This window comes from Rhodanobacter hydrolyticus (assembly GCF_044904645.1).
Genome location: NZ_JADIKK010000008.1, coordinates 4366800 through 4383219 on the forward strand (window position 1 = coordinate 4366800; position 16420 = coordinate 4383219).

Annotated in this window: 14 protein-coding genes and 1 pseudogene; 3 read left to right on the forward strand and 12 right to left on the reverse strand. The window is 58.9% G+C overall.

The window, feature by feature from the left end; all coding sequences use genetic code 11:
- Window positions 1–10 precede the first annotated feature (10 nt).
- Window positions 11–907, reverse strand: coding sequence for a DNA-binding protein (locus ISP25_RS22050; RefSeq protein WP_404611738.1), 897 nt, complete (start codon window positions 905–907; stop codon window positions 11–13).
- 104 nt (window positions 908–1011) lie between these two features.
- On the opposite strand from ISP25_RS22050, the gene ISP25_RS22055 reads away from it, so the two are divergent.
- On the forward strand, window positions 1012–2100 hold the full coding sequence (locus ISP25_RS22055) for a site-specific integrase (RefSeq protein WP_404611740.1): 1089 nt from the start codon (window positions 1012–1014) through the stop codon (window positions 2098–2100).
- 214 nt (window positions 2101–2314) lie between these two features.
- Entirely contained in the window at window positions 2315–4573 is a 2259-nt protein-coding gene (locus tag ISP25_RS22060; RefSeq protein ID WP_404611742.1) for an AAA family ATPase, read from the forward strand.
- A 96-nt stretch (window positions 4574–4669) separates the two neighbouring features.
- On the opposite strand, the gene rmuC is transcribed toward ISP25_RS22060, so the two are convergent.
- Together rmuC and ISP25_RS22070 are read right to left on the reverse strand one after the other, a co-directional pair.
- Window positions 4670–6454 (reverse strand): DNA recombination protein RmuC, encoded by a 1785-nt coding sequence (gene rmuC / locus ISP25_RS22065; RefSeq protein WP_404611744.1) that lies wholly within the window; start codon window positions 6452–6454, stop codon window positions 4670–4672.
- Between the two features lie 356 nt (window positions 6455–6810).
- Window positions 6811–6888, reverse strand: a pseudogene (locus ISP25_RS22070) (integrase core domain-containing protein); the annotation flags it as partial.
- 225 nt (window positions 6889–7113) lie between these two features.
- On the opposite strand from ISP25_RS22070, the gene ISP25_RS22075 reads away from it, so the two are divergent.
- Window positions 7114–7599, forward strand: coding sequence for a hypothetical protein (locus tag ISP25_RS22075; RefSeq protein ID WP_192160452.1), 486 nt, complete (start codon window positions 7114–7116; stop codon window positions 7597–7599).
- Window positions 7600–7696: 97 nt separating this feature from the next.
- On the opposite strand, the gene ISP25_RS22080 is transcribed toward ISP25_RS22075, so the two are convergent.
- The 9 genes from ISP25_RS22080 to ISP25_RS22120 form a co-directional block, all read right to left on the reverse strand.
- Complete coding sequence (locus ISP25_RS22080) at window positions 7697–8014, reverse strand: CsbD family protein (RefSeq protein WP_404611746.1); 318 nt, start codon at window positions 8012–8014, stop codon at window positions 7697–7699.
- Window positions 8015–8154: 140 nt separating this feature from the next.
- Window positions 8155–9264, reverse strand: a complete 1110-nt coding sequence (locus ISP25_RS22085; protein WP_404611748.1) for a DNA topoisomerase IB — start codon at window positions 9262–9264, stop codon at window positions 8155–8157.
- A 43-nt stretch (window positions 9265–9307) separates the two neighbouring features.
- Window positions 9308–9550, reverse strand: coding sequence for a hypothetical protein (locus tag ISP25_RS22090; RefSeq protein WP_192160450.1), 243 nt, complete (start codon window positions 9548–9550; stop codon window positions 9308–9310).
- Window positions 9551–9613: 63 nt separating this feature from the next.
- A complete protein-coding gene (gene otsB, locus ISP25_RS22095) occupies window positions 9614–10507 on the reverse strand; it encodes a trehalose-phosphatase (protein WP_404611750.1) in 894 nt (297 codons plus the stop codon).
- 228 nt (window positions 10508–10735) lie between these two features.
- Window positions 10736–11443, reverse strand: a complete 708-nt coding sequence (locus tag ISP25_RS22100) for a response regulator transcription factor (protein ID WP_192160442.1) — start codon at window positions 11441–11443, stop codon at window positions 10736–10738.
- A gap of 24 nt (window positions 11444–11467) precedes the next feature.
- Window positions 11468–11815: a PRC-barrel domain-containing protein gene (locus ISP25_RS22105; protein ID WP_404611752.1), complete on the reverse strand. Its 348-nt coding sequence runs from the start codon at window positions 11813–11815 to the stop codon at window positions 11468–11470.
- Window positions 11816–11965: 150 nt separating this feature from the next.
- Window positions 11966–12343 (reverse strand): sensory rhodopsin transducer, encoded by a 378-nt coding sequence (locus tag ISP25_RS22110; protein WP_404611754.1) that lies wholly within the window; start codon window positions 12341–12343, stop codon window positions 11966–11968.
- Window positions 12340–13407 carry an SDR family oxidoreductase gene (locus ISP25_RS22115; protein ID WP_404611756.1) on the reverse strand — a complete coding sequence of 356 codons (1068 nt, stop codon included), beginning with the start codon at window positions 13405–13407 and terminating at the stop codon, window positions 12340–12342. The genes ISP25_RS22110 and ISP25_RS22115 overlap by 4 nt, the downstream gene beginning before the upstream one ends.
- Complete coding sequence (locus tag ISP25_RS22120) at window positions 13404–16373, reverse strand: FAD-binding and (Fe-S)-binding domain-containing protein (protein ID WP_404611757.1); 2970 nt, start codon at window positions 16371–16373, stop codon at window positions 13404–13406. Before ISP25_RS22120 ends, ISP25_RS22115 begins: the two co-directional genes overlap by 4 nt.
- Between the last annotated feature and the right edge of the window lie 47 nt (window positions 16374–16420).

Here is a 16420-nt window from a genome sequence, read left to right on the forward strand (position 1 = left end):
CTCAGGTCCGTTACTTGGCCTTGGCTGTCTTCGAAGACCTTGCTGATCGCGGACCTCGTTTTGCCTTTGGGTTTGCCTTTGGGCGGGCGCTGGCCTTGGCTAGCAACGTTTCGAGTGCCGCGATGTGCCCCGAGAGACGCGCGACTTCCTTCTCGGCGTTCTGCCATTGCTTTTGTAACGCCTCGCTGCACGCCTCCTGGGTCTGCACCGCTTCACGATAGCTCCGTTCGGCCGCTTCGTGGCGATGCTGCCACTGCTTGGTTTCTTGCCGGGCGCGATCCACTTCCTGGTGTGCCCGGTCCTCAGTGGCTCGGATGTGTGCCGCGGTACGTTCGCGTTCCTGATCCGCAGCAGCAAGGCGGTCGGACTTGTCGGCTTGCAGGGCTTCGAGTTCGCCCGCTTGCCGGTCGACCACCGCCTGCAACCGATCCCGCTGCTGCAGCAGATCTTCCCGCAGGGCGTGACTGTCACGGAGCTGGCTGTCCAGGTTCGCGCAGGCATGTTCGGCCAGTTCCTGGCGCGTTCGTGCCTGAGCCACCGTGGTCTCGGCCTCGGCCAAGGTGGTCGTCCAGTGCGTGCGTTCCTCGGCGAGACGGGCCTCGTTCACCGAAAGGGCGGCCCGATCCTCGGCCATCCGGGCCTGAAGGAGGCGTTCGGCATGCGCCACGGCCAACTGCCACAGCGCGGTCATGGCCTGCCCCGCTTCCGCCGGGAGTTCCGGAAGCTGCAGGACGTTCTGCAAACGCTCCGCCAACCCATTGCGCCACGTGTCCAGCATGCGCGTGATCGTGTTCGGCGAGCCGGTGCCCAAGGCCGCGCGCACTTTTTCCACGGTCGGTTTGTCGCCGGCGGCGACCAGCGTGTCCGCGGCCGCGTTGACCTGGTCCTGGGTGATGCCTGTGCGCATGGAATGGTCTCCTCGATCGGCGCCCTGCCCGCTTGGCTTTGTACTCGCGATAAGTGATGATTATCGTGGGTAGACGCCCTATTTCGTAGTATACATTACATAATATGAAAGATATTTCCATGATACCGACCCTCGCCCAACCGGCGGCCAGCTTGGTTTTGCCGATCCAACTGGCACAGCAAGCGGCCGACGCCGTGCGCGAACTGCTCGCCGAAGCGGCCGCGGCCAACACGACCCGCAGCTACGCCAGCGCCCTGCGCTACTGGGCCGGCTGGCATGCCGCGCGCTACGGGATCGAGATGACGTTGCCGGTACCCGAAGCGACCGTGCTGCAGTTCGTGGTCGATCACGTGGTGCGCCGGTCGGCCGACGGCGAACTGGCCTGGGAGCTGCCGCCAGTCGTCGACCAGGCCTTGGTCGCCGCCGGCCTCAAAGCGAAGCTCGGCCCCTGGACGCTGGCGACGGTCCGTCATCGGGTCGCCGTCCTGTCCACGGCGCATCGGCTCAAGCACGTCACCAATCCGTGCGAGCAGCCGGCGATTCGTACGGTACTCAGCCGGGCGGCCCGCGCCGCGGTCAAGCGCGGCGTACGGCCCCGCAAGAAGACCGCCATCACGCTGATGGAACTACAGGCGATGCTGGCCACCTGCGACGACAGCCTGGAAGGCCTACGTGACCGCGCCCTGCTCTGTTTTGGCTTTGCCAGTGGCGGCCGGCGGCGCAGTGAAGTGGCTGCCGCCGACCTGCGTGACTTGCGCCGCATCGGCCCGCAAGGCTTCATATATCGCCTGGAGCACAGCAAGACCCAACAAGCCGGCGTGACCGCATCGTCGACGCCCGACAAGCCCGTTCTTGATCGCGCGGCCCAGGCGCTGGAGGCCTGGCTGGCCGCGGCCGGCATCAGGGAAGGGGCGATTTTTCGGCGGCTGTGGAAACACCGCCTCGGCCCGGCCCTCTCCCCCGCGGCCGTGGGTGAAATCGTGCAGCGGCGCGCCAAGCTGGCAGGTCTCGAGGGAAACTTTGGTGGGCATAGCCTGCGGTCGGGCTTCGTGACCGAGGCGAGCCGTCAGGGCGTGCCGTTGCCGGCGATCATGGCAATGACCGAGCACCGGGCGGTGACTAGCGTGATGGGTTACTTCCAAACGGGCAGCGCAGCGGATAATCCGGCAGCGAGTCTGCTTGAGGACACTTAGGCGGTTGGCAGAGAGAGTCGGAGACCATACGGTTTCCTGTGTGCCGCGCCAGCTCAAGCCCTGCAGCGGCGGACATCCCAGCCCCGCCGAGTTGACGAACGCATGGACTCTCCCATGGCGCTCGAAAGTTGCACCCCAAGGGCGGCCAGCGCACCATGAGCATCGGCATGCCAAGGACTGGAGAAGCGCCAGCGCCGTGCCAACAGGGGATTCGTTGATTCGTTCCATCCAGCGGTTGCGCCATTTCGGCGTATTTGACGACTTCCGAAAGACGGCGGCGTTGTCGGATTTTGGGTCCAAAAACATCATCTACGGTTGGAACTACTCCGGGAAGACCACCCTTTCCCGACTCTTCGCTGCGCTGGGTCAAGGCAAGCCCTACCCCGAATGCCCCTCAGCCACATTTGAGGTCCAAACCTCAAGCGGGCAATCCGTTACCGAAACCATGCTATCGACTTCCAATCTCAAAGTGGAAGTCTTCAACAGCGATTTCGTAGCGACGAATCTCAGCTGGACCGGGGAGGACTTCCAATCTATTTTGCTGCTGGGCGATGAGTCCATCGAGGCAGAGAAGGCAATCGAACATTGGTCGAAACGATTGAACGAATGCCGTGGGCGTTGGGCAAACACTCGCACCAAGATTAGTGACATCGATGGTCGCATCAGTAGTGCAAAGACTGCTGCCGCCAAAGCCATTAAAACGACCCTTCAAATCGTAGAGGCGTTTACCGCCACACATCTCGGATCTGAAATCACACGTCTGCCTGCCGACCGTCAGCAAGCTGTGTTGTCTGATGAGGCCTATGCGGCAGATATGAAGCTGGCCATGACGAGCGAACAGGAACAGTTGTCGGCTGTTCCATCCATTAGTGCGCCAACGCTCTCCCTGCAGACCCTGCTTCAGGGCGCAATGCCGCTTCTCCAATATCTCCCAGCCATCTCCGCCACGTTGGACTACCTTCGCGCACACGCGGACGTAGCACGATGGGTCGAACAGGGACTGAGCTTGCACGAGGACGCAGCCGCATGTGAGTTCTGTGGTGGCCTTCTGACTGAGGAACGATTGGCGCAGCTGCGCGGGCACTTTTCAAAAGACCTGGCCCAACACAAAGTCTCATTGAACGCGCTGCATGCCCGCGTCAAAACAGCTCAAATCGCCACCGAGTGGCTGACGCCAACCGCCTTTGCTCCTCAGTTTCAGGCAGAAGCATCGACCCTCAATTCAAGGCTCAAACATCTCTGTGAAGTCTACAACGACGACTTAGTTAAGCTGATGGCAGCACTCCAGACGAAAGTAGATGACCCGTTCGTGGATCAACTAGCTCCGATGGTGTTTCCCGATATATCGCCCGTCCTTGAAAACACCTTCACTCAAGCGAAAAACCTAATCCTGCGCAACAACAAGAGCATCGGTAACTTCGGCCAAGAGAAAAAGTCAGCGATTGGCCGACTGAAGGCCCATTTCGCAGCCAAGTTTGCTTTGGACCAGACTCAAGCCAAGGAAAACAAAGACCGAGAGCGTGCCGAGCGTTATCAAGGTCGCCTCAAAGCGCTGGGTGGAGGGATGGCGCAGCAAATCAAAGACCTTCAGGCGAAAATCGACCGTGCGCAAAAGGGCCGGGAACGACTGAACGAGCGCATCGGCGGATTGCTTGGCACGGGCATCATTCAAATCGAAGTGGTGCAGGTGAATGAAACTGACCGCTTTACGTTGCGTAGGCAGGGACAGCCAGCCCGCAACCTGAGCGATGGGGAACGGACAGCGATTGCCTTTGCCTTCTTCCTGACCAAGCTAGAAGAACACAAGTCATTGGATGACGTCATTGTATATATCGACGACCCCATCTCCAGCCTCGATAGCAACCACGTATTTCAGGTCTATTCCATCATTGAGTCGATGTTCTTCAAGCAGGAACAAGTTGGCGGAAGATGGATAACGTCTTGCCGACAGTTGTTTCTTTCGACCCACAATTTCGAGTTTTTCGAGATGCTCAAACGGCTACCCATCAAGGGGCAGACCGAAGCCAGGTATTTCCTCGTCAAGAAAACGAGTCCTACGACATCGACACTAACCGACCTCCCAGCGGCCCTGCGCCAGTACACCTCGGAGTATCACTACCTGTTTAGTGTCATTCGCTCGTTCGTCGAAAGTCCGAACAAAGACGACGTGGGCCAACTGCTGGCCCTGCCCAATGCATTACGTCGTTTCGTAGAACTCTATACCTACATGCGATTGCCTTTGCCTCACAGCACGGTTGAGCAGCGAACGGCCGAGTTGCTTGGCCCGGAAAAAGCACTTCGGATTACCAAGCTGCTGCATCACTTCAGTCATCTTGAAACGGTGGAACGACTTGCGACCCACACCAATGTGATCGCGGACATCGAGGCTGTTGTGGCCGAAGTGATGAATCTCCTCCAAGAGGACCCGGCCCATCTGGCTGCATTGATGGGAGCGCACCCAGAAGCCGCTTAACCGATCAGGCCGATGCATAGCCTAGGCGATATGCCGGTTACGCACTTAAAAGGCGTTCTTGGATGCTTGAACTTGATTGCTCGATATCAACTGGTGCTAGGGATCTGTGACCAATAAGGCGTTAGTGTCGCCCTCGAGTGAAAGTGGCGACTCATCCTCCCCAGGGAGCGGTTTCAGTGATTCGTGAAGCACCCTCTTCCCCTTAGCTCCCGCTCCGACCAATCGGCGGGCGCGAGCAACCACAGACTGAGGGGAATCATTGAGTCGATTCTTCGCCTTGTTGTAAGCCTCTCCCGCCTTCTTCAGGCGTTCATCGATAGACTCAAAGTCCTCGATAAACCCACTAAGCGAGTCCAGCAGCTTTGCCGCCTCCTCACCGATGGTGCTGATCTGCTGCTGTAGCTTGTCGCGGGTCCAAAGCCGTTCAACGACGCGGAGCATCGCCATCAAGGTGTTCGGGGATGCAAACACCACGCGCCTGTTGAACGCTTCGGTCTGTAAGTCCGGGCTGATCGACAACGCTGACGACAACGCGCCCTCGATAGGCACAAAAAGAACTGTCAGGTCCAGAGTATCGGGCCCCATGATGCGGGGGTAGTTCTTGTCCGCGAGATCACGCACATGGGCTCGGAGCGCTGCCGCATGGCGTACTAAGGCTTCCTGCTGGTCCTCAAAGGAATCGGCATTTTGAGCATCGCTCCAGGCAATGAGATTGACCTTGGAATCGACCACAATCTTCCGCTTGTCCGGCAAGGTCACAACCACGTCCGGTCGCACGCGCTGGCCGCTGTCCTCATCGACCGCGTGTCCCTGCGAGATGTAGTTGTGCCCCTCTACGAGCCCAGACGCTTTAAGCACTGTATCAAGAATGAGTTCACCCCAGTCACCCCGGGTTTTCGAGTTGCCTTTGAGTGCACGAGCTAGGGCCTCGGTCGCAGTCGCCATGTTCTGGTTTAAGCCTTTCAACTCGCCGATGGTTCCAACGAGCGTCGCATGCTCCCTGGCCTGTTCGGATCCGAGTTGTTCCACCTTTGCTTGAAAGGTGGCGACTTTCTCTGCAAATGGCTTGAGGGTCGTTTCGAGCCCCTCTTTTGATGCATCCGCACTCGCCTTGATTCGCTGGTCAAGAACGACAGACTTCTCATCAAAGACGCGGCTCGCCGCTTCGGTAAAAGCGGTGCGCATCTGGGTTTCAGCTGTGGCGAGAAACGCTTTGGTTTGCTCAACCGCTTCGAGCGCCGCATCTCGAACGGCCACAGCGGTCGCGTGCTCGGCGCTTAGATCTCGGAGGGCGACGTTGGCATCGTCGAGGCTTTTACGGAGGCCGTCCCGTTCACGGCGAAGCTCGTTGCTTTCTGTGGCTTGGCTGGTGAGATTAGCATCGATAACCGCTGCCGACCGCTGCAACTCCTCCAGTGCCTGGCGCGACTGCTCAAGGCTTGCTCGCGCATCGTTTCGCTCAAGTCGGAGTTGGTCGGCTTCAGCAAATTTTGCGGCGAGGTTGGCCGTCGTCGTTGCCGTGGTCCGCTGCAAGGCCTCAAGGGCCTCGCGCACCTCTGCCAGTAACCGGTCTCGCTCGACAACTGTGCCGGCTAGCTTCTCCAGCGATAACCTGGTTTCTTCAATCTGTGCGCCGAGCGCGGCTTCCCTCGCCGTCGCCGCTCTGAGGGATTCCGTCAATTCGCCGACCTGCTTTTCAGCCCGCCCACTTCGCTCGATAGCATCGGGCAAGCGCGCGGCCTCCCCGGACAGCGCGTCAATCCTTCCCTGCAGATCCCGTGCCTTCGCCCCGGCCTGCCATATGATCAGTCCGACGACGACGGCTGCGATAGCGACGGTCAACAGAACGATCGTCCATCCCCAAATCGGCATGCTGTCCATGGTTCCTTCCTCGGTATTGGCACTGTGCCCCGTCGCATGATACGTCGGGGACAACGCCGCGATCACGGTACGGCCAAATTCAGTTCGATCCCAGATCTGGCAATCTTTAGCCGAAACGGCGAACCCCACCCCCGATAACACGGGCTAATCGGTTCGCTTTTACGTTGTGCTTTGCCGAAAGCTATCCCTTGGCCAAAGTCAGCTCATCGTCTCCATTGCGGCGAGCGACAGCTGGCGTTCCACCGCAGCTGCCGAGTGTCACATCTTGTCCTTGAAGAATGGCGCGAGTTGCCCGGTGGTTTCGTTACAGATGGCTTAACCATCGCCGCATCAGGTTGAACACACAGCTGAGACAGTTCGTTGCGCAGACGCCCGTTGAACGACTCAATGTAAGCGTTCTGGTTCAGCTTACCCGGCTCAATCAAACTCAACAACATGAAGCGTGAGGGAGAGCTGCCCGCGAGCACCCGCTTCGTCAAAGGAACTGCTACTGGCAGTTTTGAGTTGATAGTGCGAGTGGCTGTCGTCAGGGTTGACCAGAATCTGGAATATCCAAGCATTGATGCCGGTACAGTGATCAGGGGGTTTATGCGTCGAAGATCCGTAGATGCGCGAAATCGCACTATTTACCTGCGTCGTCCTAGTGACGGGAGAGTGCTGTGCCCAAAACACCCGAAGACACCCGGCTTGAGAGCTGGCATCGATTCTTCGCGGCCTACGCGAACAATGAAGCGTGGACACTGGCTGAAGCGCCACTGTCTCGGATGGATGATGTTTTAACGCTTCTCAATGCTGCGCATGCCGCGGCTTGGCATTGGCAGGCTGTCGGCAACGTCTTGAACCACATGCGCGCCCTCATGCTTCTTGCCCAGGCGCACGCTGTGGCTGGCCTGGGGCAAAGCGCTTTGCTATATGCAGACGAAATGCGCGCGTACTTTTTGAGTGAAGCTTCCACCCCGGAATGGGAGCAGGCTTTCATGCATGCTGTTCATGCGCGCGCAGCGCATGCCGCGGGGGAGCATGCCCAGCACGCAAGCTCGTACGCTTCAGCAGAAAGTGTCATCCGAGCCCTCACAAACGAAAATGATCGAGCCATGGTTTCTCGTATCTTTGAACAGGTGCCCCGGCCGTGGTTGCCGTCGTGAGGTTGGGCTCTTCCATAACGAGCGTATTGTCGGCCGTGCGGGCGCCCAAGAAAAAGGCCGGTCGAACTCCGACCGGCCTTTTTCACTACTAACTCACTCAATGCTTTTTGGCTTCGTCACGGGCGCGATCTGCAGCCTTCCCTACAGCATTCTGAACTTTGCCAGCGTTCTTCTCAATGTTGCCAGACGCTTCTTTCGCCTTGTTGCCAGTTACTTTGCCTACTACCTCTTTGATGGCGCCTTTGACTTCGTGTTTGGTGCCTTCTGTCCGGTTCTTGTCCATGGTGCGGTTGCTCGCTTTGGCCGCAGGGGCGCGGCCATTTCTTATAGGCGCGAACTGGTCTTCCTCGCGTGAATCTTTGTCGAAAAGCAGCCCACATAGTTCGGATGGTGAAGCGGAGAGTTTGCCAGGCAAATCTGTTCTTGGTGGCCCAATGGCCGTCTATTCTCTTTGACAATACGACACTCACCCAGCAGTGGCATCAAGAGTACAACTCGGCCGCGCCATTCTGAGTGGCGCATCGCCTCTTCGTGTCAACAGCGGTGGTTTGCTTCTCAGGACCGAGCCATGTGGTGAAGAAAGCGCAGGACGCCGGCCTCTAGTTTCCGTGGAAAGTTGACGATCTCGGCTGGAACGAAGTGTTGCAAGGTTCCCTCTTTCCAACCCCTTAAAACGTAGGGATGGACGTAGGAAGCGCGGCATACACTGGGCGTATTGCGCAGTAGGGTTGCTACTTTGGTCATGACAGCGTTCAGTGCAGCCTGATTAGACCGCTCGCGGGCACGCACCGGTGTCTGTGTTAGCAATCCAGCGGCCCTTACCGTGCCCGACCAAGTGCGAAAGTCTTTGGCGGTGAAATTGCCCACCGACGCCTGCTGCAGATAAGCATTGACCATTCCGGAGTCCACAGCGTGGCGTCCTCCCTCAGCATCTAAATACTGAAAAAGGCGTTGCCCGGGCAATTGCTGTACACGACGCAACAACCGGACCAAGCGGTTATCCGGCAGCATCAATTCGATGTGCCGACCGCTCTTGGCACGAAAGCGCAACCACAAGCATCCATGTTCCCGCTTGAGATGTCGCGTGCGTAAGGTGGTAAGACCATAGCTTCCGTTGTCATGGGCGTATTCCTCGTTACCCACTCGGACAAGCGTCTCATCGAGCAAGCGGACCACCAACGCTAGCACCTTGCTTTTAGGCCAACCTGGCAATGCCAAGTCGGCGCGCACGCGACGACGAAGACTTGGAAGGATAGCCCCGAACTCGCGCATATGATCAAACTTGTCCGCATCGCGATGCCGCCGCCAGTCGGCATGATAGCGATACTGTTTGCGTCCCCTCGCATCACGCCCCGTCGCTTGCAGATGGCCGCGCGGATCGGCGCAGATCCACACATCGGTGTAAGCCGGAGGGATGGCCAGCAGGCGGATTCGCTCCAGAACATCTGCACGCGTAACCCGCCGCCCGCGGGTATCGTAGTAGATAGTCCCCTTTCCCTTGCGAGCGCGGCGATACCCTGCCTGGGCATCGCTGGAATACACCAAAGGCCCTGCCACTTTGCGGGTTCGTTCCAGTCTTTTATGGACCCGCTTTTCTACATCTGCCATTTCTATAAAGAGAGAGGGCGCATGACAGTGGCTCGCTTTTGGACGCAGCAATGGCAAAGTCTGGGCTTGTTTGCATGATCACCGCCACGCTTACCCCTGCTCAATCTTCCTTGACCTCGTCGCCTTCACTATTTCGGCTTTTATGCCCGCCACCCGGAGTGTGGTTGTCCTCACCTGTGCCGTTCTTGGCATCACCGCTGCGATCCGTATCTTCCGGCTTTCTGGGAATTTTGGACGTGTCCACTTCATACGTAGAACAGTGGTTCGAGCTCTTGGTCATCGCAAAGTCTTCCTTCTTCTGGATCTGCGCCTTCTGGACTGCTTCCTCGATGTAGCCAAGCATGCTGCCGGTCCTGGTTTCGATGACGCTGTCGAGTAAATAAGATGAAGGTTGGATCAACGGTGCCTAGAGGCTCAGCCGTTCGAGATCACGCTCTTCGTAAGAGCTGGTATGCACCATCACATCCGCAATGAAGTTCATTTGATCTGAAGGCACACACACATAGGGCTTGTCCGGATGGAGCTTCGCGGGTGCCGAGCGACGCAAGGTCCCAAGCAGATCGCACAGGTAGCCGCGAACTTCGGCCGGCTCTGCCAGATGCTGAGTTGCCCAGCTTGCCGCCCGACTGCCTGTCAGGATGGCGTTGCCACTTAGACTGCGTACATGCGCGAAGGCTGCCTCATCGGAGTGATCGTCACCGAAATACCATGGCTTGCGATCCGCGAATGGAGCGAGTCTGAGCAATCGCTCGATCGCATACGCCTTGGTGATGCCGAGTGGCCTGAACTCGATCGCCCTGTCCCTCAATTGGATGTCGCATCCGGGCAGCGCGGGGGCAAGCAGGCTCGCCTGTAGCAGCAATTCCATCCAGGCAGCATCGTCATCGTGCGCATGCAAGGTCATCATGATCCCCTTGTCTTGCAATATGACGCCAGGGATCTTCAGCGCCAGTTCCGTCACTGCAGCACGCATGCGTGGGCGATCCACGATCGGTATCGCCAGGCGCCGAAGCCGGCCGCCACAACGGATCTCCATGCCGTAAAGACCAGCGACGTTCCAGTCTGTATTGCCGAACAAGCAGTCGATATCCTCGATGCTGCGACCACTCACGAATGCCAGTGCACCGTCCAACGCTTGGCGCAGCTCCATGAGGAGCGCCAGCAGCTTTTTGTCTGCGCACGGTTCACGCGAGCCCTTGACGGCGCCAAGCAGAGTCCCATCGATGTCCAGCAGAATGGCAGGACGCATTTCCGGTCGGTCCTCAGGTGTGGCGAGTAGCGCATGCATGGCAAATGTCATTCCTGGGTTCGATGCCTGCTTGGCAGGGTCCTAAGTGATATCCGCGCAGTAGTGAATTCTTCGTTGCCCATCGACATGACCCAGGCTGCCTCTTTGCAACGAAATTTTCGCGGTTGGTCTATGTCACGCTTACCAAGATGCCGCCTCCCTCGCGCTATCCGCAGGGTGCGCTCCAGCCACCTGCTTCCAATGCTCGATACCCTGCGAATCAACCGTTTGCGAAGAATGTCACCGCATCGACTCCAAATTCGCGAGACGATAGCCAGCCGAATGTATGGTGTGGAGCAATGGCAGATCGAACGGTTTGTCAATGACCTGTCGCAAGTTATACAGATGCGAGCGAAGTGTGTCTGAGTCGGGCATTACGCCGCCCCACACCTGTCGTTCTAGATCACGCCTCTTCACGACATGAGGTGACTCTCGCATCAATATCGTCAGTAGCTTGAGGCATATCGGCGAAAGGCTGAGTTCGCGGCCGCCACGCGTCAATCGCAGTGTCTGGGTCTCCAGCTTCAAGTCGCTGACGATCAAGATATTCTCGAAGACCTGACGCCGTTCGCGGCGTATCAAGGCTAGCAAGCGTGCCTCAAGCTCCCTCGATTCAAACGGTTTCGCCAGATAGTCATCTGCTCCTGTACCCAGACCACTTATCTTGTCATCCGTACTGTTGCGGACACTCAACATCAGAATAGGCGTGGCCTTTCTTGCCTCCTTTCGAAGCTTGCTACACAGGCTCAGGCCGTCCAGCCTGGGTAACATCACATCGAGGACGATGGCATCGTAGTCATCTACGATCGCCATGTGCAGCCCCAACACTCCTTCAGCTGCGCGGTCTACTCTATATCCGGCCCTTTCCAGCAGTATTTGGGTCGTCAATGCGACCTGCTCGTCATCTTCCACCAACAAGATGCGGCCCAAGTAGTCACTTGTATCCATACCCCCTCCCCCGCAGATAGCTGCTTACAGCTGGGAGTAGTACTGCCGCACCCGATCCTCAAATCCTGGGTCGGCGAAATCCGGCCAATGATCTTTGTCGAATCCAGGGGCGTTCTCGAGACGGTCCTTGTTGACATTCAAGATGAGACATTTGTTTTCGCCATCGACGGTCAAGGCGTCCCATGGAACAGCAAAGAGCTTGTCGCCAATACCGAGGACTCCACCGTAGGAAAGGACGCCATAACTCACTTCGCCACTCAGCGTATCGATCATGATGTCCTTGAGCTCGCCTAGCGCCTCATTGTCGAGGTTCTTTACCTTATCTCCGGTAAGCGTCGAAGCCGAGAGGAATTGGGTACTTGTGTTCGTCATAGCAATGTCCAAGTTGAAGTGATGGCCAAAACGGCGGGGAGCGACAATGCTGCCTGTCTGGGGATCAAATCCCGGTCGATCACCCAATGGCGAAAATTGACATACTGATAACATCTGCAGCCTCAACCGCTCTGAATCGCATCAGGAGCGTCAGGCGTTTTCACCGAATGCAATCGTGCTCAGCAGTGCAAGGGCATCCTTGCGCGAGTCCAGTCGCGTGTGTTGCACCACGATCGGGACATCCGATTCGAACACGCTGGAGTAATCGGTATCGCGCGGCACCGGTGCTGGATCGGTGAGGTCGTTGAAACGCATGTGCAAGCTGCGCCGTGCGGGCACGACGACGTGATAAGGCCCAACTGGATCGCGGTCTTCGAAATACAGCATGATGCGCACCTTGGCATCGCAATCGCTTGCGTTGAGCATGCAGGCGGCTTCATGGCTGACGAAGCGGCGGTCTTCATCGTCGCTGCTTTGGCCAGGAATGTAGCCCTCGGCGATGGCCCAACGACACATCCCGATGCTCATGACCACCTCCGCTGCAATTTGCGCGCACTGCGTTGCAGCAAATTGTCCGATTTGGCTTGGCGACTCGCGGCGTACCAGCAACCTGCGGCCAGCGCAGCCGCGGTGAACAACGCAGCGCCCAGCAAGGGCGAGCGGTTCCTTTCTATCCAGAGTGCCCGGCTATGGTTTCGTGCGCGCTGGCTGAAGCGACCGCGGGCGCCAGAGTCACCGGCCACCGGCGTAAACAAGTTGTCGGCGCGGTTGGGATCATCGGGCTCGTTGGTCTGCTGACCGCTGTAACCGGTGCGGCCCAGATAGCGATCAAGCAGGCCCGGCACGATTTTCTGTCCCCACTCAGCCATCAACGTTGGGGCGCCCACCGGCACACTGCGCCGGCGATGCGCTGCGGCCCATACGATCGCGCTAGCCGCCACCTCCGGCTCGAAGATTGGTGGTACCGGTTGCGGTCGGTTCGGCATGCGGTTGCGTGCCCATGAGAACTGTGGCGTGTTCAACGCCGGCATCTGCACCGAGGTGATGTGGATGCGGCTGCGGTCGTGAATCAGCTCGCTACGCACCGCGTCGATGAACCCCACCAACGCATGCTTGGCTCCGCAGTAGGCCGATTGCAGTGGGATGCTGCGATAAGCCAGTGCGGAACTCACCTGCACAATGGTGCCGCGGTTACGGGGCCGCATGTGCTTTAGCGCCGCCATTGTGCCGTAGACCCCACCGAGATAGGTGACCTCCGTGACGCGCTTGAACTCCTCTGCATCGATCGCGCTGACGGGCGCGAAAATCGTCACCATCGCGTTGTTGATCCACACGTCGATCGGGCCCAGTTCGTCCTCGATCTTCTGTGCGGCCTGGCCCACGGCCTCCGCGTCAGCCACATCGACGCTGCAGGCCAGCGCACGCACGCCCAGCCGTTCGAGCTCGCGCGCCGTGGCGTTCAATCCCTCTTCGCCGCGGGCCAGCAAGCCCACATGAGCTCCTGCACGAGCGAAGGCGCGTGCGGTGGCACGACCGACACCGGCGCTAGCGCCGGTGATCACTATTACCTGGTTCTTGAAATCGATAGTCATGTACGTTCCTCGTTAGTCGGGGGAGCGCGTTGCGGCGCGGGGGCGGCCGGCGCCGTGCCGTCATGGATTGCGCGTTGCAGTACCTGGGCTAAGTGCAGCGGCATACGCCCGGTGGCCTGACGCACTTGCTCGCGGCAACTGAAGCCGTCGGCGATCAGAAGAGTGTCGGCGCCAGTGCGGCGCACAGCGGGCAACAGCATACGTTCACCAATGGTTTGCGATAGCGCGTATTTGTGCGTTTCGAAGCCGAACGAACCGGCCATACCGCAGCAGCCGGAATCGAGCAGCTCGTAATCCAGGCCAAGCTGCTCGAACACGTGGCAGTCGGCCTCCTTACCCATCACCGCGCGATGATTGCAATGCATGTGCACTACGGCTTTCGCCGCAAGACGGTTGGGAACATAGGCGTTCTTCTGCAGGAATTCGGCCAGCGTATGCGTCTGCTTGCACAGCCGCTTGGCATCTTCATCATGCGGAAATAGGTTGCCAAGCTCGTCGCGGAATGCGGCCACGCAGGCCGGCTCCAATCCCACAATGGGCGTGCCAGCACGGATATCCTCGTGCAGCATGACGAGGTTCCGCTTCCAAAGCTCGGTGGCGCGATCGAGCATGCCCCAGTCGTACAGCGGCCTGCCGCAGCACAGCGGCTGTTTGGGTAGCACCACGGTGCACCCGGCATGTTCCAACACCTCGACTGCAGCGATCGCGGTCTCGGGAAAAAAGTGGTTGGTGAACGTGTCCGGCCAGAGAATCACGCGAAGGCCGTCCGATTTGCCCTCGCTACGCCGGGCGAACCAATCGCGGAAGGTCTGCTTCGCGAACTCGGGCATCTCGCGCTGTGGTGCTATGCCGCCCAGCTTCTTGAGTAGCGGCGACCACAGACTGCTGTGGGTGAAGTAATTCACCGTACGCGGCAGATGCGCTGCCAGTCGTGCCCATATGTGGATCAGGCCCATCGTGTACGCGGCGCGTGGACGCAGGTGCCCCTGGTAGTAGTGGGACAGGAACTCGGCCTTATAGCTGGCCATGTCGACATTGACCGGACAATCGCCCTTGCAGCCCTTGCATGCCAGGCATAAATCTAGTGCCTCGCGTACGTTCTCATCGCGCCAGCCGCCGGTAATCACCTCGCCTTTCAGCATCTCGAACAGCAGCCGTGCTCGCCCTCGCGTCGAATACTTCTCCTCACGGGTGGCCATGAAGCTAGGACACATGGTGTCGTGATGGGTGCGCCGGCAATTGCCAATTCCCACGCAGCGCAGGATGGTGCGACCGAAGTTGTGGTCGTCCTTGGGAAAATGGAAGTGCGTCTGCGACCTCGATGGCGCATAGCCTGTGCCGATGCGCAGGTTTTCAGTAGGTAGGTAAGGATCGACGATCTTGCCCGGGTTCATGTGGCAACCCGGATCCCAAATGCGCTTGAACTCACCGAATGCCTGCACCAGTTCCGCACCGAACATCCGGTCCAGGAACTCGGCCTTGGATTGACCATCACCATGCTCGCCGGACAGTGAACCGCCATAGCTCACCACCAGGTCCGCGGCATCGCCAAGGAAACGATGGAATTTATCGATGCCCGGCTGGGTTTCCAGATCGAAATCAATGCGTGTATGGACACAACCCTGGCCGAAGTGACCGTACAGATCACCTTTGTACGAGTAGCGCTTCAGCAAAGCGCGGAAGTCGCGCAAATACGGGCCAAGCTTCTCCGGAGGCACCGCAGCGTCCTCCCAGCCCTCCCAGGTAATCTGCTTGTTCGGTACATGGGCAGTCGCACCAAGCCCCGACTGACGTACCTTCCAGATCAGCTCTTCCTTGGACTTGTCGTCGTACAGCTTCATATCCAACGGGGCATCTTCCCTGCCCTTGAGCTGCTCCATCAGCTTGTGGGCCTTGCCGTCGGATTCGTCCTTGGTCTCGCCACCGAACTCCACCAACAGCCAGCCGCCGCCTTTGGGCAGCAGCTCAAGGTCGTCTGGATGCAAACCAATCGCCTTCATGTCGGAGACCAGTTCTTCGCCTAATCCTTCCAGCCCCACTGGGCCGGCGGCCAGCGCGTCCATTACGTGGTCTGCGGCGGAGAACACATCGATGTAGCCCAGCACCAGCAGCGACCGTACCGGTGGGCTGTAGACCAGCCGCGTGGTGGCTTCCAGGATGGTGACGCAGGTGCCCTCGCTGCCAACGAGCGCGCGTGCCACGTTAAAGCCGTTCTCGGGCAGCAACTCGTCGAGGTTGTAGCCAGACACACGACGTGGAATTTTCGGATAGCGCGAACGGATCAGCTCGGCATATTTGTCGCGCAGCGCCTTCAGTGCGGCGTAGATTTCGCCGCGCCGATCGCCCTCGCGGATGATCCGTTCCAGTTGCGCATCGGACGTTGCGCCCACGCGCATGCGCAAGCCGTCGTAGGTCAGTATCTCCAGTTCCTCGATGTTCTCGGAAGTCTTTCCACCCATTACCGAGTGCACGCCACAGGAGTTGTTGCCGATCATGCCGCCCAAGGTGTTGTGGGTATGCGTGGACGGATCGGGGGCGAACGTCAGCGTGTGTTTTTCGGCAGCGTCGCGCAGATCGTCCAGGATCAAACCCGGCTCAACCCGTGCACGCTTGTTGGCTGGGTCGAGTTCGACGATGTTGTGCAGGTATTTGGAAAAATCCATCACCACGGCGACATTGCAGCACTGACCGGCCAGCGAGGTGCCGCCGCCGCGCGAAAGCAGCGGTGCACCATATTTTCGGCAAGCGGCCACGGTGGTCACCACGTCCTCGAGTGACTTCGGCAACACCACACCGATCGGCACTTGCCGGTAGTTGGAACCATCGGTGGCATACAGCGCGCGGCTGCCGGCGTCGAAGCGCACCTCACCTGAGATGCCGGCCAGGTCACGCACCAACGCGTTGACGTAGTCCGGCTGTGCTACCCCAGCGCCACGCGCATCGGGCTTCAATGCTTCGGCCTTCACTGCTCGTTTTCCGCTAGCGAATGGGTACCAGCGCTGCAGTCGTCATG

What these genes read in the sequence shown, in the direction of transcription:
- ISP25_RS22055 (WP_404611740.1), top strand. Translation starts at nt 1,012, where the DNA reads ATGAAAGATATTTCCATGATACCGACCCTCGCCCAACCGGCGGCCAGC.
- ISP25_RS22105 (WP_404611752.1), bottom strand. Translation starts at nt 11,815, where the DNA reads ATGACGAACACAAGTACCCAATTCCTCTCGGCTTCGACGCTTACCGGA.
- ISP25_RS22115 (WP_404611756.1), bottom strand. Translation starts at nt 13,407, where the DNA reads ATGACTATCGATTTCAAGAACCAGGTAATAGTGATCACCGGCGCTAGC.
- ISP25_RS22090 (WP_192160450.1), bottom strand. Translation starts at nt 9,550, where the DNA reads ATGCTTGGCTACATCGAGGAAGCAGTCCAGAAGGCGCAGATCCAGAAG.
- rmuC (WP_404611744.1), bottom strand. Translation starts at nt 6,454, where the DNA reads ATGGACAGCATGCCGATTTGGGGATGGACGATCGTTCTGTTGACCGTC.
- ISP25_RS22050 (WP_404611738.1), bottom strand. Translation starts at nt 907, where the DNA reads ATGCGCACAGGCATCACCCAGGACCAGGTCAACGCGGCCGCGGACACG.
- ISP25_RS22110 (WP_404611754.1), bottom strand. Translation starts at nt 12,343, where the DNA reads ATGAGCATCGGGATGTGTCGTTGGGCCATCGCCGAGGGCTACATTCCT.
- otsB (WP_404611750.1), bottom strand. Translation starts at nt 10,507, where the DNA reads ATGACATTTGCCATGCATGCGCTACTCGCCACACCTGAGGACCGACCG.
- ISP25_RS22100 (WP_192160442.1), bottom strand. Translation starts at nt 11,443, where the DNA reads ATGGATACAAGTGACTACTTGGGCCGCATCTTGTTGGTGGAAGATGAC.